The sequence below is a fragment of the Qipengyuania xiapuensis genome, assembly GCF_019711395.1.
Classification (GTDB): Bacteria; Pseudomonadota; Alphaproteobacteria; order Sphingomonadales; family Sphingomonadaceae; genus Qipengyuania; species Qipengyuania xiapuensis.
Genome location: NZ_JAIGNL010000001.1, coordinates 346,599 through 362,846, shown reverse-complemented (window position 1 = coordinate 362,846; position 16,248 = coordinate 346,599). Strand labels below are relative to the sequence as shown.

Below are 16,248 nucleotides of genomic sequence, written 5' to 3'. Positions count from 1 at the left end.
CTCGCAAGAATCAGTGGCCGATTTGCAACCTAACTGCAACATTCAAACCACGAACTGCTGTCAGGCGTCTTCCAACCGTGCCTGCAATGCATCACCTGCGGCCTCGACCAGGCGCGCACCCAGCAGGTTCAGACGCTCACCCTCGGCGATCTTTCCGCCTGTCAGATCAGTGACATAGAAGGTGTCGACCGCACGCTCGCCATAGTTGGTAATATGCGCCGAGTGGACCACGAGCCGATTTTCGAAAAGTACCCTTGCAAGCCGGTTCAGGAGTGCAGGTCGGTCACGCGCGTTGACTTCGATCACTGTAAAACGGTTCGATGCCTTGTTGTCGAACTCCACGCGGGGCGAGACGTCGAAGGCTTTCGAGCGGCTGTGAGGCAGCGGGCGCTGCGCGAGTTTGGGCGTGAGATCGATCCGGTTGGCGAGCGCATCGGCGATGCTCTGCTCGATCCGGCGCAGCTGCTGTTCCTCGCGGAACGGGGCACCGTGGGGGTCCTGGACGAGGAAATTGTCCATCGCCCAGCCGGTGCGCGAGGTATGGATGCGCGCATCGATGATGTTGCCGCCCGCAAGATGGATTCCGCCTGCGATACGGTAAAACAGACCTGGGTGGTCGGCGGCGATCACCGTGACAAGCGTCGCACCGCGCGCCTCGTAATATTCGCAGTGCACGGACAGCTCATGTTCGAGCTCTCGCGCGGCGGCGTAGTGGACGAGGTTGAGCGCGATGATGTCGACCGGCTCGGCGATCCAGTAGGCATCGCCGAAGGTCTTGCCGAGCTGTTCGACGAGGTCGGCTTTCTCGCCGAGCAGTTCGGCGACTTCGGCCCGCTTTGCGGCAACTTTCTCTTCCCGTCCGTGACGCATGTGCCCGAGGCGCATGCGTTCGGATGCACTGTCGTATAGCTCGCCGAGCAGCTGGCCCTTCCAGCTGTTCCAAGTGCCGGGGCCTACGGCGCGGATATCGACTGCGGTCAGGATCGCGAGATGGCGCAGGCGCTCGACGCTCTGCACCTGCGCGACGTAATCCTCGATCGTCTTGGGATCGGTGAGATCGCGCTTCTGCGCAGTATGGCTCATCAACAGGTGGTTGAGCACAAGCCAAGAGACCAGCTCAGTCTCGCTCTCGCTCAGACCGAAGCGAGGGCAAAGCTCTTCCGCGACTTCCGCACCGAGCACCGAATGATCGCCGCCGCGGCCCTTGGCGATATCGTGGAGCAGCGCCGCGACATAGGCGACGCGGCGCGAATTGACCTTGTGGATCAGCCGCGTCGCGCGCGGGTGGTCGGCCTTCAGTTCGCCCTTCTCGATCTTGTTCAGCAAGCCGATCGCGCGGATCGTGTGCTCGTCCACCGTGTAGTGGTGGTACATGTCGAACTGCATCTGCGCATTGACCTTGCCGAAATCGGGCACGAAGCGGCCGAAGACGCCCGCCTCGTTCATCCAGCGCAGCACCATTTCGGGATCGTTGCGCCCGCACAGCAGGTCGAGGAAGAGTGCATTGGCACGCGGATCCTCGCGCACCTCCTGGTCGATCAGCTTCGCGTCGCGATCGGCCTGACGCATGGTTTCGGGGTGGATTTCCAGCTCCTCGGCCTCGGCCACCTGGAAGATCTCGACGAGCCGGACCGGGTCCTTCCGGAACCATTCGTCGGAAGGCGCGGCGATCCGGCCGCCGAACACGCGATAGCCTTTCACGTCCCGCGGCCGCGGGCGGAAACCGGCAAAGAAACCGCGTCGTGCGGCATTCTTGGCAAGGTCATCTTCGATATGTGCGAGGAAGACACCGGTCAGGCTGCCCACGCGCTTCGCCTGCAGGAAATAGAACTGCATGAACCGCTCGACCGCGCTCTTGCCCGGGCGGTCGGCGAAATTCATCCGCTCGGCGATCTGGCGCTGCAGATCGAAGGTCAGCCGGTCCTCGGCGCGGCCCGTAATGATGTGCATGTGGCAGCGCACCGCGAGCAGGAAGCGTTCTGCGCGGCGGAAGCTGCGGTATTCGACATGCGTCATGAGGCCGGTGTCGACCAGCTCTGCGGCGCTCGACACGCGGTGGATGAACTTGCCGATCCAGTAGAGCGTCTGGAGATCGCGCAAGCCCCCCTTGCCGTCCTTCACATTGGGTTCGACCACGTAGCGGCTGTCGCCCATCCGCTTGTGCCGCGCGTTGCGCTCTTCCAGCTTCTGCGTGAGGAATGCGCGCTCGTTGCCGTGCACGACCTCACGCGTATAGCGCCGCTCGCCCTCGTCGTAGAGATCGCGGTCGCCCCAGACATAGCGCCCCTCTAGCAGAGCGGTGCGGATCGTGAGGTCGTCCTTCGCCAGCCGGATCGCCTCGTCGAGCGTGCGGGTGGAATGGCCGACCTTCAGGCCGAGGTCCCACAGCAGGTAGAGCATCGCCTCCACCACCTGTTCGCACCAGGCGTTGCGGCGTTCGCCGACGAGGAAGGCGATGTCGACATCCGAATGCGGCGCCATTTCGCTGCGCCCGTATCCACCCACGGCCATGACCGCGAGCCGTTCTCCGCTGCTTCGGTTGGCCGCGGGATAGACGTGCTGCGTAACATATTCGTGAATGACCCGGACCAGCTGGTCGACGAGGAAGGAATAGCCCCCCGCCACCGCGTGGCCGGCGGAAGGCCGCGCCTCGAGCCGCCGCTCCATCTCGGCCCGGCCCGCGCCCAGCGCCTCCTTCAGCGCCGCAACGACATGCGGTCGCGACTTGTCGCCATGCTCCCCGACGAGCGCCTCGATAGCGGAGGCGAGCTTGCGCCTGTCGATGATCGCGCGCTGGTCAGGGATATGTGCGTGGCTCAACTCGCGGCGTATTCCTTGGCGTAGGTTGCCTTGACGGTACGCTTGTCGACCTTTTGTGTGCCGAGGCGCGGCAGCTGGGTCTCTGCCTTCCACAGCACGCCCGGGATCTTGAAGGGCGCGATATGCTCGCGCAGGAATGCCTGCAGATCTTCGGGCGTGAGGTCCTTGCCCTCATGCGTGTAGTAGACCGCCGCCGGGACTTCGCCGAAGCGTTCGTCGGGCAGGCCGAAGACCGAGCATTCGGCCACTGCCGGATGCGCATAGATCGCCTCTTCCACCTCGATGCAGGAGATGTTCTCGCCGCCGCGGATGATGATGTCCTTCTTGCGGTCGACGATGAAGAGGTAGTTGTCCTCATCGAGATAACCGAGGTCGCCGGTGCGGAAATAGGCATCATCGGTATAGGCCGAAGCGGTCGCCTCGTCGTTCTTCCAGTAGCCGAGGAAGTTGGCCACCGAACGGATGCAAACCTCGCCGACTTCGCCCTGCGCGAGCTTGTTGCCATCGTCGTCGAGGATGGCGAGGTCGACCAGCGGCTTCGAGGGCATTCCGGTCGAGCCTGGCTTGGCCATGTAGTTCTCGTTCAAGTTGCCGCAGCCTACCGCATTGGTTTCGGTGAGCCCGTAACCCAGCAGCGGGAAGCCCTCGGGGAAGGCATCCTTGATCTTCTTCACGTGCTCTGGCGGACGGGCGGAGCCACCGGCGGCGAAGCTCTTGCATTGCGACAGGTCGAATTTGTCCTTGTCCGGGTGCGTCGCCATTTCATAGCTCATCAGCGGTACGCCGACGAAATAGGTCACCTTCTCGGCATCGAGCAGGCGCAGCGCTTCGCCCGCATCCCACTTGGGCATCAGCACCAGCTTGCGGCCCATCGCGAAGCTCTGCAGGAACAGCGGAACCTCGCCGGTCACGTGGAACAGCGGCACTGCAACCAGCGCGCTGGGCTGGACAGTCGGCGCCTCGCCCCTCTCGGTCATCAGGGCAAGGATCATCGCGGTCTGCGCGACATAGTTCATCACGCCCGAGACGACCCCGAGATGGTCCGAATAGGCACCCTTGGGGTGGCCGGTCGAACCCGAGGTATAGAGAATGGTGGCAAGATCGCTCGGGCCGATTTCGCCGAGCATCTTCATGGCGGTGTCGCCCTCGCCCCAGATCGGCGCGAGGCCTTCGGAAGGAACGCCGTGGTCGAACACGACGACCTCGGCCTTGATGTCCTCGCCTTCGATGCGCGCTGCGCGCTGTTCGTCGGCAAGCACCAGCGAGCATTCGCACAGGTTGATGCCGTAGGCCATTTCCTCGCCGGTCCACCAGCCGTTGAGCAGCGTCGCGCAGCCACCGGCCATCAGCGTGCCCATGTAGGCGATCATCCAGTTGGCCGAGTTGCGCGCCGCGATGCCGACGCGGTCGCCCTTCTTGACGCCATGCTTGGTTGCAAGCCCGTGCGCAACGCAGGCGGCCGCGCCATAGACCTGTCCGAAGGTCAGCCGCAGATCGCCGTCGACGAGGAAGAGCTCGTCCTTCTTCTCGTTGCAGAAGTGGGCGAAATAGTGCGCGAGACTGGGCGGCGCGTTCTTGAATGCCGGCATTTCAACACCGCGGCGTTCGATAGGGGTAGTCTCGAACATCTGGCCGGGCGAAGTCACTGCGGCGGTAAAACGATGGATGTCCTTGTCGAGATCGGTCGGCATGGTCTTGTCTTGTCCTCTCCATAGTCTCGCGCGGGCAAATGCCGCAGTCCGCACCGGCGATGGATCGCCGCGAGCGATTTGCGACACAGGCTTTCCCCAAAACGCCTGCTATGCCAAAAGCCGCCCCGAAACGGGTCGCGCATGGCGGCCTTCGCGCTTTCTCTAAGGGGATAAAACCTTGCTGTCACTACTGGCTGCGACCGCGGCTGCTTCGGACCCGATCCAGTGGGCGGAACTGGGCCTCAGGCCCTATCTGTTCGAGATCGGCAGCTTCCAGCTGCGCTATTATTCGCTCGCCTACCTGCTCGGCATCCTGCTTGCCTATTGGCACCTCTCCAAGATGATCAAGGCGCCCGGCGCGCCGATGGCCCAGCGCCATGCCGACGACCTGTTCTTCTACTGCACGCTCGGCGTCATCCTCGGCGGCCGGCTCGGCTATGCGGCATTCTACCAGCCCGAACTCTTCGGCGGGATCGAACTGTTCCAGCTCTGGAATGGGGGGATGAGCTTCCACGGCGGGGTGATCGGCGTCTTGATCGCCATCAGCTGGGTCGCCTGGCGCGGCAATCTCAACTGGCTGCGCGTGTGTGACTACATCGCGGTCAACGTGCCGCTTGCCTACATGCTCGGCCGCATCGCCAACTTCATCAACGGCGAGCTTTATGGCCGCCCGGTCGAGAGCGACGTGGCATGGGCGATGGTCTTCCCCGGCGGCGGCGATATCGCCCGCCACCCGAGCCAGCTCTACCAGGCCGGCCTCGAGGGCCTGCTGCTCGGCGTGCTCCTGATCGCACTCTTCTGGCAGACGCGTGCGCGCTACCGCGCCGGACTGCTGGTCGGGCTGTTCACCGTGGGCATGGGCGTCGGCCGCTTCGTCAACGAGTTCTTCCGCGAGCCAGATGCGCATCTGGCGCACCGCGTGGTCGAGACCGGCCTCAGCCAGGGCCAGTGGCTTTCGATCCCGATGATCGCGGTCGGCGTGATCGTGGTGATCTATTCGCTGCTCCGCCCGCCCGTGGGCGGCGGCAAAACCGCACCCAAGCCGCAAGCGGCATGAGCGAAGACGAGGCCGCCAGCGACCTCGCCAGCCGTTTCCGGCGCCTGATCCAGCGGCACGGGCCGATGCCCGTGTCGCGCTACATGGGCGAAAGCAACGCGCTCTATTACGACAGCCGCGACCCGCTGGGGCAGGCGGGCGATTTCACCACTGCGCCCGAGATCAGCCAGATGTTCGGCGAGATGATCGGCCTGTGGTTCGCCGATATCTGGACGCGCTCGGCCAAGCCGGATGCCGCCTATGTCGAGCTCGGTCCGGGACGCGGCACACTGGCGCGCGATGCGCTGCGGGCGATGTCGAGCCAGGGCCTGCGCCCGCCGGTCCATCTCGTCGAGGGGTCGCAGGCGCTGCGCGAGGCGCAGGGCTCCGCCCTCGGCGAAGCGCAGTTCCACGATTCCATCGCGACCCTGCCCGAGGACCAGCCGCTCTACCTCGTCGCCAACGAGTTCCTCGATGCTCTGCCGATCCGCCAGCTGGTCATGACGACACGCGGTTGGCGCGAGCGGCTGGTTGCTCTCGACGGGGAGGATTTCGTTTTCGGTGCCGGCCCCAACGCGATGGACGACGCGGTCCCGGAGGAGCTTCGCGCGCAAGCCGTCGGCACGGTCATCGAGACGTGCCCGGGTGCAGCCGCCACGATCGAGGAGATCGCCCGCCGGATCGACGTGCAGGGCGGCGCAGCGCTGTTCATCGACTACGGCTATCTCGAAAGCAGGCCGGGCGAAACGCTGCAGGCGGTGCGCGCGCACGAGAAGGTGGGTGTGTTCGATGCGCCCGGCGAGATGGACCTCACCGCGCTGGTCGATTTCGGCATCCTTGCGCAGATCGCAGCGCGTGCCGGCCTCGCGGTAGATACCGCCACGCAAGGCGACTGGCTGACCGCCATGGGCCTCGGCCTGAGAATGCAGGCACTCGCACAGCGCAGCCCCGAACGTGCTGCTGAACTCAAGACGGCGCATGACCGGCTCATCGGCGTCGATGCCATGGGCGCCCTGTTCAAGGTCATGGCGATCACGCCGCGCCACGCAGCGCGCGGCGCCGGCTTCGGCTGAGGTTCAGGAAAGTCGGGGCACAGCTGTAACTCCGCATGGCTGCGGCACGAAGGAAGGTTAGTGATGATGAAACGCCTGATCACCCTTGCTGCCGTCTTCATGGCCGCCCCGCTGGCTGCAGCGGCACCGGTCGAGGGACGCTGGGTTACCGCGGAAAAGGACGCGGTCATCACCATTGGCGACTGCGGCAGGACCGTGTGCGGTCGGATCAGCCGCTTCCTCGTCCCGCCTCCGCAGGGCGCCGACCAGCGCGACATCAACAACCGCGATCCGCAGCTGCGGACACGCAAACTGCTCGGCATGCCGGTGCTGACCGGCTTCGTCGAAGAAGACGATCTCTGGCGTGGCCGGATCTACGACCCCAAGAGCGGCAAAACATACCGGTCTGTGATCCGCCGGATCAACGCGACGACGCTCGAAGTGAAGGGCTGCATCGGGCCCTTCTGCCAGACCCAGACCTGGAAACGCGCCCGCTGAGCTAGAGCCCCGCACGCTCTGCGAGGAGCCGTGCAGCCTCGTCGAAGGACAGCTTCTCTTCTTCACGGTCGACCGCGTAGTTGGCCTCGCGCATCGCCTCCACATCGATCGCATCGACCAGCGGCAGGAGCGCCGACACCAGCGCCTCGTCACGCGAAGCTTCCGGGCTCAACAAGAGGACCGCATCGTAATTGGGAAATGCCCCGCGCGGGTCGGCGAGGATGAACAGGTTGTCCGCTTCGATCCGTCCGTCGGAAGTATAGGCGCCGATCACGTCCGCCTCGCCTGACTGCAGCGCGTTGTACATGAAGGTGGGCGAGAAATTGCGCTGTTCGGCAAAGCGCAGGCCATAGGCGTCGCGCACCGCGATCCATTCGGGCCGCTCGAAAAATTCGGGATCGCCGCCCACGGTCAGTTCTGGCGCGACATTGGCGAGATCCTCGATGCTCTCGATCCCGCGCATCCGCGAGACATCGGCAGGAACGGCAAAGCCGTATGCATTCTCGAACCCCAGCCGCCCTAGCACGCGGATGCCGGTGTTTTCGGTCTCCCAGCTGACGATCTCGTCATACATCGTATCGCGCGGCGGATTGTCCTCGCGCTTCATCTGGTTGGTCCAGATCGTGCCGGTGTAATCGACATAGACATCGACCTCACCGCTCGCCGCCGCGCTGTGCGCCACTGCCGAGCCGAGCCCGTCGCGATATTCGACCGCGAAACCTTCTGCCTCGAGTCGCTGGCCGATCAGGCGCGCTAGGACATATTGCTCGGAGAAACCCTTGGCGCCGATGACCACGCGGTCTTCATCGTCCCCGCCGCCGAATTGCGCGAACAAAGCTGCGCCGACGCCCAGCGCGACCGCCACAAAACCTCCCAGCCAGAGCCCTCTGCGCCGCTCGCGGAAACCCCGCTCGATCGCGCCGAGCAGCGTATCGGCCAGCAAGGCCAGCCCCGCGCTCGCGATGCAACCGGCAAGCACCAGCACCCAGTTCTGCGTCTGCAGTCCGGCAAAGATCGGATCGCCGAGGCTCTTCTGTCCGATCGTGGTCGCCAGCGTCGCCGCACCGATCGTCCAGACCGCCGCGGTGCGGATGCCCGCCATGATATAGGGCGCAGCGAGCGGTGCCTCGACCAGCATCAGCCGCTGGCGGAAGTTCATTCCCACCCCTTCGGCCGCCTCGATCACGCCGGGATCGAGATTGGCCTGCGCGGTCACCGCGTTCCTCAGGATCGGGAGCAGCGCATAGAGTGCAAGTGCCAGCAAGGCGGGCAGGAAGCCGAGCGTCGGCAGCCCTTCGCCGAACACGGCGCGAAGGCTCAGAAGGATCGGGAAGAAGAGCGCCAGCAGTGCCAGCGCCGGGATTGTCTGGACGAGGCTGGCAAAGGCGAGCGAGGCGCGCGCGACCCTTTCCGACCGGCTTGCCCAGACGGCCAGCGGAAGCGCGACCACGATGCCGAGCGCCAGTGCGGCCGCCGAGAGCAGCACATGCGCGGCAAGCTGGTCGCCGAGGCCCGCGAGTGCATCCCAGAGCCCGTTCACTGCGAAAGCTCCGCCAACCGCTCGGCCTGGTGGCGCGGGACCGCGACCAGCGCCTGTGCAATCTCGCCGCCATTGCCTGCCAGCAGTGCCGCCGGCACTTCGTCGGCAACGATCCGCCCGGCATCCATCACCAGCACCCGGTCGGCGAGGAGCAGGGCTTCGGCCATGTCGTGTGTGACCATGACCGTGGTCAGGCCGAGCTCGTCATGCAGCTTGCGGACGCGTTCGCCCAGCGCGTCGCGGGTGACGGGATCGAGCGCGCCGAAGGGCTCGTCCATCAGCAGCAGGTGCGGCTCCGCGGCAAGCGCGCGTGCGACCCCGACGCGCTGGCGCTGGCCACCCGAAAGCTCGTCCGGCATGCGGTCTGCCATGCTCTCTTCCAGCTCGACCCATGCAAGCAGTTCGGCGATGCGCGAGGCGGGAAGGCGCTCCGCGCCGAGCCGGGGGCCGATCGCGATATTTTCCGCAACGCTCATGTGCGGAAACAGGCCGATTGACTGGAAGACATAGCCAATCCGCCGCCGGAGCGCGGGTTGCGGAAGGCCGGCCACATTCTCGCCTTCGAAAAGCACCTCGCCTATAGTGGGTTCGACCAGCCGGTTGACCGTCTTCAGCAGTGTCGACTTGCCCGAGCCCGAGGCGCCGACCAGCGCAACGAAGCTCCCGGCCTCGATGTCGAGGTCCAGCGTATCGATGGCGCGGGTCGTGCCATAGGCTTTCGACACGCCGCGAAATGACAGGATCGGATCGGGCATGGCGCTTATTGCTCGCCAGCCTCCTCTTCGGCCTCGGCGTCTTCTGCGGGCGGCTCATAAGCAACGCTGGTCAATTCGACGCGCCGCCCTTCGGGACCGGTAACGATCATCGTGTCATCCTCGCGCTTGCCCGGCTCCCAGCAGGTCTCGATTCCTGCCTCGTCTTCGGGAAGGAAGCACAGCATCTTGCCGCGTGCGCCTTCGGCATAGGTCCATTCGCCCTGCTGGTAGGGATCGCCGTTGCGCAGGTCCCGGTAGCTTCCGTCCTCGTCGAGATAGGTTACGAAACGCGCGCCATCCTCGGCATCGGCCCGCCATGCGGTGCCCGAAAGACTGTCGGGAGGGGCGGGTGATGCAGTCGCCGTGCCGCTACCGTCGGGCGTCTCGGAGGTCTCCTGCGGCGCCTCATCCTCCGCAGCCGGGGCACAGCCGATAACAAGGAGGCTGGCGAGGATCAGTATGGATGTAGGTCGCATCGCGATGGGCCCTCCCGCAAGTTTCGCAGCGACCCTAGGCAGTCATTTGCCGCGGGGCAATGCGGCGGCCCGTCAGTCGGCAATGCTCTTGTGCGGCAACACGATACGAACATCGAGGCCGTCGTCCGAATAGCTGCGCTCGAAGCTGCCGTTGAGCTGGCTCTCGACCGCCATCCGCAACAGCCGCGAGCCGAACCCTTCGGTTTCCTGCTGGGCACCGGGCCCACATGGCGATGCGCGCTCTTCCCAGGTCACACGGATCCTGCCGTCGGCTTCGCCGTCGTCGGTGACCGTAACCGCGACATGACCTTCTGCGCAGGACAAGGCGCCGTACTTTGCCGAATTGGTCGCAAGCTCGTGGAAAATGAGTGCCAGCGGCGTGGCCGCGCGTGCGCCGATCTTCACCCCGGGGCCGGTAATCGTGAAGCGTTCGCCGCCCTTGGGGTCGTAGGGCGCGAGGAGGTCGGTGAGCAGGCCCGACAGCGTTTCGCCGCGGCGCTCGCTCATCGGGCGCACGTAATCATGCGCTGTGCCCAACGCGCGGATCGTGTCGGTCAGCTCCTTCGCGAAGCCTTCCACTTCCTCGCGTCCGCGCGAGCGGATCGCGATCAGGCCGGAGACGACCGCGAAGATGTTCTTGATCCGGTGCGAGAGTTCGCGCGCCAGAAGGTCGCGAGACTCGGAGATACGGTGCGCCTTGTCGACATCGGTGACCGTGCCGAACCAGCTGACAGGCTGGCCTTCCTCGACGATCGGCACTGCGCGCGCCTGGACCCAGCGGTAGGACCCGTCGGTGTGCTTCAGCCGCCACTCGGCCTCGAAGAGGGTGCCCTGCTCGAGCGCCTGCAGGAAAAGGCTCAGCGTCTGCTCCCAGTCTTCAGGATGAATCACCGGGCGCCAGTCCTCCGTCGTTTTCGGAGGCTCGAGGCCGGTGAGTTCCTGCCAGCGTGCATTGACGTGGGAGAAATTGCCCTTGTCGTCCGACCGCCAGGCAATGCCGGGCACGCTGTCGATCATCTGGCGCAGTTCTTGTTCCTGTTGCCGGAGCGTCGCATTGACATGTCGGCCCAGGCGCCGCTGGCCCAGCCGCCGCATCACGGCCTGCGCAAGCACCGCAAGGCCCTCCTGCTGGAGATCGCTCAAGCCTTCGCTGCGCGGCTCGCTATCGATTACGCACAGCGCACCGAGCGGTGCGCCTTCCGCAGAGATGAGCGGGTGGCCGGCATAGAAGCAGATATTGGGCTCGCCGGTAACCAGCGGGTTGTTCGCGAAACGCTCGTCCTCGCGCGCATCGGGTATGACCATCGGCTCGCTGCCGAGCATGGCATGGGCACAGAAGCTGGTGCGGCGCGGCGTCGTCTCGGCCTCGAGTCCGGTGCGTGCGAGGAAGCGCTGGTGATCCTTCTCGACGAAGGTCACCATGGCCATGGGCGTTGCACAAAGTTTCGCGGCGAATTCGGCGATTCCCCGCAATTCCGCGTCACCGACCAGCTCGGTACCGCCGTAGCTCGCGAGCACGGAGAGGCGCTCTTCCTCGCCGCAGAATTGCTGCGAGGGCCCTTCGCCGATCGGCCAAGTGGACCCCTTGGATTTTACCATATCCATAATTTGCGGCGGCACTTTAGCCATAAACCACGGAGTTTCAACGGCTTTCACTTTCGCGCAAAAGCTCAATTCTCTGCGCGCTTTCATAGGTTTGCACGCGTCGTTCACCTCGGCTATCGCGCGGCGAAGAATTTGCTGGCGGGCCGCACCCGCCCAAGGAGAGAGAATTGCGCGCCACCCCCGATTTCGATTTCCAGCTCGGCGAAAGTGCCGACATGATCCGCGAAAGCGTTTCGCGCTTCGCCGACGAACAGATTGCCCCGCTCGCCGAGAAGGTCGACCGTGAAGACTGGTTCCCCAAGGCCAAGCTGTGGCCCGCAATGGGCGAGCTGGGCCTGCACGGCATCACCGTCCCCGAAGAGGACGGCGGCCTCGGCCTCGGCTATCTCGAACATGTCATCGCGGTCGAGGAAGTCAGCCGCGCGAGCGCTTCGATTGGCCTTTCCTACGGCGCGCACTCCAACCTTTGCGTCAACCAGATCGCCCGCTGGGGCAATGAAGAGCAGAAGGCGAAATACCTGCCCAAGCTGATCAGCGGCGAACATGTCGGCAGCCTTGCCATGAGCGAGGCGAGCGCCGGTTCGGACGTCGTCTCGATGCGCACCAAGGCCGAAGCGGTCCAGGGCGGATACCTGCTCAACGGCACCAAGTTCTGGATCACCAACGCGCCTTATGCGGACACGCTGGTAGTCTATGCCAAGACCGCACCCGAGGCCGCCAGCCGCGGCATCACCACCTTCCTCATCGAGAAGGATTTCGAAGGCTTCTCGATCGGCCAGAAGATCGAGAAGGTCGGCATGCGCGGCTCGCCCACGGCAGAGCTGGTGTTCGACGATTGCTTCGTTCCCGAAGAGAACGTGATGGGCCCCGAAAACGGCGGCGTCGGCGTTCTGATGAGCGGCCTCGATTACGAGCGCGTGGTGCTCGCCGGGCTCCAGCTCGGCGTGATGCAGGCGTGCCTCGACACGGTCATCCCCTATCTTCGCGAGCGCAAGCAGTTTGGAAAGCCCATCGGCAGCTTCCAGCTGATGCAGGCCAAGGTCGCCGACATGTATGTCGCGCTGCAATCGGCCCGCGCCTACACCTATGCAGTCGCCAAGAGCTGCGATGCGAATAAGACCACCCGCTTCGACGCGGCAGGCGCGATCCTGCTGGCCTCGGAAAACGCCTTCCGCGTGGCCGCCGAAAGCGTTCAGGCGCTGGGCGGTGCAGGCTACACGCTCGACTGGCCGGTCGAACGCTACATGCGCGATGCCAAGCTGCTCGACATCGGTGCCGGCACGAACGAAATCCGCCGCATGCTGATCGGTCGCGAGCTGATCGGCGCTGCCGGATGAGCGGCGACGAGGACTACGTCTACGACGAGGAAAGCGGCGAGTGGATGCCCGCATCCGAATTGGCGGCCAAACAGGCAGCGGCCGAACGCGTCAAAGTTCGCGATGCGGTCGGCAACCTGCTGGAGGACGGTGACCAGGTCACGCTGATCAAGGACCTCGAGGTCAAGGGCGCGGGCCAGACGCTCAAGCAGGGGACGCTGATCAAGTCGATCCGGCTGACCGGCGACGCCCAGGAAATCGACTGCAAATATCCCGGCATCAAGGGCCTCGTCCTGCGTGCCGAATTCGTGAAGAAACGCTAGGGCCCGACACCATGACCGCACCCGTTCTCACTTCCACGCTCGACCGCGAGGCACCCGATGCCAAGGCGCGCTTCGAGCACAACACCTCGCTCGCAGCAGACCTGCGCTCCACCGTTGCCGCAGCCGCACTCGGCGGCTCGGAAGGCAGCCGCGAACGGCATGTCGGGCGGGGCAAGCTTTTGCCGCGCGAGCGGGTCGAGCGCCTGCTCGATCCGGGCAGCCCTTTCCTCGAGATCGGCCAGCTCGCCGCCAACGGCATGTACGGCAAGGACGAGATCAACGGCGCGGGAATGATTGCCGGGATCGGCCGCGTTTCGGGGCGGCAGGTGATGATCGTGTGCAACGATGCCACCGTGAAGGGCGGCACCTATTACCCGATGACGGTCAAGAAGCACCTGCGCGCACAGGAAATCGCGCAGGAAAACCGCCTGCCGTGCATCTATCTCGTCGACAGCGGCGGCGCGAACCTGCCACACCAGGCAGAGGTCTTCCCCGATCGCGATCACTTCGGCCGCATCTTCTTCAACCAGGCCAACATGAGCGCGCTGGGCATCCCGCAGATCGCCTGCGTCATGGGCAGCTGCACCGCGGGCGGCGCCTACGTGCCCGCCATGTCGGACGAGACGATCATCGTGCGCAACCAGGGCACGATCTTCCTTGCAGGCCCACCGCTGGTGAAAGCCGCGACGGGCGAGGAAATCAGCGCCGAGGACCTTGGCGGCGGCGACCTCCACGCCAAGAAATCGGGCGTGGTCGATCACCTGGCCGAGAACGACGAGCATGCGCTCACCATCGTGCGCGACATCGTCAGCCAGCTGGGCGCGAACACCGGCGCGGCGAAGGACGTAGCGCTCAAGGAGCCGCGCCCGCCCAAGTTCGACGCGGAAGACCTCTATGCCATCGTGCCCGAAGACGTCCGCGCGCCCTATGACGTGAAGGAAATCATCGCCCGCCTCGTCGACGGCAGCGAATTCCACGAGTTCAAGCAGCATTACGGCAGCACGCTGGTCTGCGGCTTTGCGCATATCTGGGGCATGCCGGTCGCGATCCTCGCCAACAACGGCGTGCTGTTCTCCGAGAGCGCGCGCAAGGGCGCACACTTCATCGAGCTCGCGCAGCAACGCCGCATCCCGCTCCTGTTCCTCCAGAACATCTCCGGCTTCATGGTCGGCGGGAAGTACGAGGCCGAAGGCATCGCCAAGCACGGCGCGAAGCTGGTCACCGCAGTCGCAACGGCCACCGTGCCCAAGGTCACCGTGGTGATCGGCGGCAGCTTCGGTGCGGGCAATTACGGCATGTGCGGCCGCGCCTACAGCCCGCGCTTCCTCTTTACCTGGCCCAATGCGCGCATTTCCGTGATGGGCGGCGAACAGGCCGCATCGGTCCTCGCCACCGTCCACCGCGATGCCGACAGCTGGAGCGAGGAAGAGGCCGAGGCATTCAAGGCCCCGATCCGCCAGAAATACGAGGACGAAGGCAATCCCTACTACGCTACCGCGAGGCTGTGGGACGACGGCGTGATCGATCCGGTCCAGACCCGCGACGTGCTCGGCCTGGCCTTCTCGGCAACGCTCGAGGCGCCGATTCCGGAGAAGCCGCAGTTCGGCGTGTTCCGGATGTAATTGGCGGAAAACCGCGCATCCCTCTCGCATTCCGCTACGTAGCTGCTAGGCCTCGCAGGCAGGAGAGAGAATGCCCAGAGCCAATTTTCGAAAGCCGTCGCTGCTGAGCCGGATCGTGCGGCGCATCATCATGGTGCTGTATCGCTGGAAGGGCTGGAAGCTCGACGGTCGCCTGCCCGACATCGACAAGTTCGTCATCGCGGGCGCACCGCACACATCGAACTGGGATTTCGTGTTCTTCATCGGCGCCACGGCCGAGGAAGGCGTGCAGCCGAATTTCATGGGCAAGCACACGCTCTTCCAGGGCATGATGCGCAACTTCATGTTCGACATGGGCGGCATCCCCGTCGACCGTACCAAGCGGGCCAACTATGTCGAGCAGGTCGCAGAGGAATTCAGGAAGCGTGAGCGGCTGGCGCTCGTGATCGCGGCGGAAGGCACCCGTTCGACCGACGGCAGCTGGAAATCCGGCTTCTATCATATCGCCCGCGCGGCGAACGTGCCGATCGTGCCCGCCTATGTGAACAACGACACGATGACGCTGGGCTTCGGCCCACCCATCGTACCGACCGAAAGCTACGGCGAAACGCTCGCCGAAATCGCCCGCTTCATGCAGTCCAAGCTCCCGGGCTACCATCGCTTCGACGTTCTCGAAGCGCAGGCCCAAAAGCTGATCGAGGAGGAACGCGCCGATGGTTGAGATGCTGCTTGTGAATGCCGCCGTACTGGTGGCGGTCGTGCTGGTCCTTTGGGCAATCTCGGTGAAGATCGACGATGTGTCCTTCATCGACAGCTTCTGGGGCGCGGGCATGGCGCTGATGGCTTTCACCAGCTGGCTGCAATTGGAAGAGCGCGGGATACTTGCCCACCTGCTGCTGGCGATGACCGCGGCCTGGGGCCTCAGGCTCGGCATCTACCTCCTGCGACGTTGGCGCGAAGAAGGCGAAGACAAGCGCTACGAACGCATGCTGAGGAAGGACCGCGAGAAAGGCCGTTTCGCCTTTGCCGCACTGACCAAGATCTGGCTCGGGCAGGCGGTGTTGCTGTTCCTCGTCTCCTCGCCCGCACAGGTCGGCATCCTGTCGAGCGATCCCGCGCAGCAGGTGACCACGCTGACGATCGCCGGTCTTGCGCTCTACCTCGTGGGCATCTTCTTCGAGTGGGTAGGCGACTGGCAGCTGTCGCAGTTCAAGAAAGACCCTTCGAACAAGGGCGAGGTCATGGACAAGGGCCTGTGGCGCTATACCCGTCACCCGAACTATTTCGGCGACGCCTGTGCATGGTGGGGGATCTGGCTGGTCGCGGCGAGCGTCAGCTGGGACATTGCCCTCTGGACCGTGGCCGGTCCGCTCTTCCTGACCTTCACGCTAGTGAAGTGGTCGGGCGCGGCATTGCTCGAAAAGGGCATGAAGTATTCGCGCCCCGGATACGAGCAATACAAGAAGCGCACCTCGGCCTTCATTCCCATGCCGCCCAAGAAAAGCGCGTAATCGGGGCCTCTCGGGGGTTTAACC

At 64.8% G+C, this 16,248-nt stretch carries 14 protein-coding genes; 8 read left to right on the top strand and 6 right to left on the bottom strand.

Going from position 1 to position 16,248, the window contains the following annotated elements:
- Window positions 1–60 precede the first annotated feature (60 nt).
- Window positions 61–2,820: a [protein-PII] uridylyltransferase gene (locus K3163_RS01840; protein ID WP_221551479.1), complete on the bottom strand. Its 2,760-nt coding sequence runs from the start codon at window positions 2,818–2,820 to the stop codon at window positions 61–63.
- On the bottom strand, window positions 2,817–4,511 hold the full coding sequence (locus K3163_RS01835; RefSeq protein WP_221551477.1) for a class I adenylate-forming enzyme family protein: 1,695 nt from the start codon (window positions 4,509–4,511) through the stop codon (window positions 2,817–2,819). The genes K3163_RS01840 and K3163_RS01835 overlap by 4 nt, the downstream gene beginning before the upstream one ends.
- 178 nt (window positions 4,512–4,689) lie before the next feature.
- Here K3163_RS01835 and lgt point away from each other — a divergent pair, with 178 nt between their 5' ends.
- The 3 genes from lgt to K3163_RS01820 all read left to right on the top strand — a co-directional run bounded on the left by lgt (window position 4,690) and on the right by K3163_RS01820 (window position 7,097).
- Window positions 4,690–5,568, top strand: coding sequence for a prolipoprotein diacylglyceryl transferase (lgt, locus tag K3163_RS01830; protein WP_221551467.1), 879 nt, complete (start codon window positions 4,690–4,692; stop codon window positions 5,566–5,568).
- The gene (locus tag K3163_RS01825; protein ID WP_221551465.1) at window positions 5,565–6,620 is read left to right on the top strand and encodes a class I SAM-dependent methyltransferase; all 1,056 of its coding nucleotides are present in this window, start codon (window positions 5,565–5,567) and stop codon (window positions 6,618–6,620) included. The genes lgt and K3163_RS01825 overlap by 4 nt, the downstream gene beginning before the upstream one ends.
- Window positions 6,621–6,683: 63 nt before the next feature.
- Window positions 6,684–7,097, top strand: a complete 414-nt coding sequence (locus K3163_RS01820; protein WP_345719498.1) for a DUF2147 domain-containing protein — start codon at window positions 6,684–6,686, stop codon at window positions 7,095–7,097.
- 1 nt (window position 7,098) lies between these two features.
- Here K3163_RS01820 and K3163_RS01815 read toward each other — a convergent pair whose 3' ends face one another.
- From K3163_RS01815 to K3163_RS01800, 4 genes are all read right to left on the bottom strand, one after another.
- Complete coding sequence (locus tag K3163_RS01815; RefSeq protein WP_221551463.1) at window positions 7,099–8,637, bottom strand: ABC transporter permease/substrate-binding protein; 1,539 nt, start codon at window positions 8,635–8,637, stop codon at window positions 7,099–7,101.
- The gene (locus tag K3163_RS01810; RefSeq protein ID WP_221551460.1) at window positions 8,634–9,392 is read right to left on the bottom strand and encodes an ATP-binding cassette domain-containing protein; all 759 of its coding nucleotides are present in this window, start codon (window positions 9,390–9,392) and stop codon (window positions 8,634–8,636) included. The genes K3163_RS01815 and K3163_RS01810 overlap by 4 nt, the downstream gene beginning before the upstream one ends.
- Window positions 9,393–9,397: 5 nt before the next feature.
- Complete coding sequence (locus K3163_RS01805) at window positions 9,398–9,868, bottom strand: hypothetical protein (RefSeq protein WP_221551458.1); 471 nt, start codon at window positions 9,866–9,868, stop codon at window positions 9,398–9,400.
- A gap of 72 nt (window positions 9,869–9,940) precedes the next feature.
- Window positions 9,941–11,467, bottom strand: coding sequence for a PAS domain-containing protein (locus tag K3163_RS01800; protein ID WP_247712433.1), 1,527 nt, complete (start codon window positions 11,465–11,467; stop codon window positions 9,941–9,943).
- A gap of 173 nt (window positions 11,468–11,640) precedes the next feature.
- On the opposite strand from K3163_RS01800, the gene K3163_RS01795 reads away from it, so the two are divergent.
- The 5 genes from K3163_RS01795 (at window position 11,641) to K3163_RS01775 (ending at window position 16,224) form a co-directional block, all read left to right on the top strand.
- A complete protein-coding gene (locus K3163_RS01795) occupies window positions 11,641–12,810 on the top strand; it encodes an isovaleryl-CoA dehydrogenase (RefSeq protein ID WP_282098275.1) in 1,170 nt (389 codons plus the stop codon).
- Complete coding sequence (locus K3163_RS01790; protein WP_221551431.1) at window positions 12,807–13,112, top strand: alkylphosphonate utilization protein; 306 nt, start codon at window positions 12,807–12,809, stop codon at window positions 13,110–13,112. Before K3163_RS01795 ends, K3163_RS01790 begins: the two co-directional genes overlap by 4 nt.
- An 11-nt stretch (window positions 13,113–13,123) precedes the next feature.
- Window positions 13,124–14,734, top strand: coding sequence for a carboxyl transferase domain-containing protein (locus tag K3163_RS01785; RefSeq protein WP_221551429.1), 1,611 nt, complete (start codon window positions 13,124–13,126; stop codon window positions 14,732–14,734).
- A 70-nt stretch (window positions 14,735–14,804) separates the two neighbouring features.
- Complete coding sequence (locus tag K3163_RS01780; protein ID WP_221551427.1) at window positions 14,805–15,434, top strand: lysophospholipid acyltransferase family protein; 630 nt, start codon at window positions 14,805–14,807, stop codon at window positions 15,432–15,434.
- Window positions 15,427–16,224 carry a DUF1295 domain-containing protein gene (locus tag K3163_RS01775; RefSeq protein WP_221551425.1) on the top strand — a complete coding sequence of 266 codons (798 nt, stop codon included), beginning with the start codon at window positions 15,427–15,429 and terminating at the stop codon, window positions 16,222–16,224. Before K3163_RS01780 ends, K3163_RS01775 begins: the two co-directional genes overlap by 8 nt.
- The last annotated feature ends 24 nt before the right edge of the window (window positions 16,225–16,248 follow it).

Bases quoted from the DNA above. Each gene is read 5' to 3' on its own strand.
- K3163_RS01835 (WP_221551477.1), bottom strand. From the start codon at position 4,511: ATGCCGACCGATCTCGACAAGGACATCCATCGTTTTACCGCCGCAGTG.
- K3163_RS01825 (WP_221551465.1), top strand. From the start codon at position 5,565: ATGAGCGAAGACGAGGCCGCCAGCGACCTCGCCAGCCGTTTCCGGCGC.
- K3163_RS01820 (WP_345719498.1), top strand. From the start codon at position 6,684: ATGATGAAACGCCTGATCACCCTTGCTGCCGTCTTCATGGCCGCCCCG.
- K3163_RS01810 (WP_221551460.1), bottom strand. From the start codon at position 9,392: ATGCCCGATCCGATCCTGTCATTTCGCGGCGTGTCGAAAGCCTATGGC.
- K3163_RS01805 (WP_221551458.1), bottom strand. From the start codon at position 9,868: ATGCGACCTACATCCATACTGATCCTCGCCAGCCTCCTTGTTATCGGC.
- K3163_RS01800 (WP_247712433.1), bottom strand. From the start codon at position 11,467: ATGGTAAAATCCAAGGGGTCCACTTGGCCGATCGGCGAAGGGCCCTCG.
- K3163_RS01790 (WP_221551431.1), top strand. From the start codon at position 12,807: ATGAGCGGCGACGAGGACTACGTCTACGACGAGGAAAGCGGCGAGTGG.
- K3163_RS01785 (WP_221551429.1), top strand. From the start codon at position 13,124: ATGACCGCACCCGTTCTCACTTCCACGCTCGACCGCGAGGCACCCGAT.
- K3163_RS01780 (WP_221551427.1), top strand. From the start codon at position 14,805: ATGCCCAGAGCCAATTTTCGAAAGCCGTCGCTGCTGAGCCGGATCGTG.
- K3163_RS01775 (WP_221551425.1), top strand. From the start codon at position 15,427: ATGGTTGAGATGCTGCTTGTGAATGCCGCCGTACTGGTGGCGGTCGTG.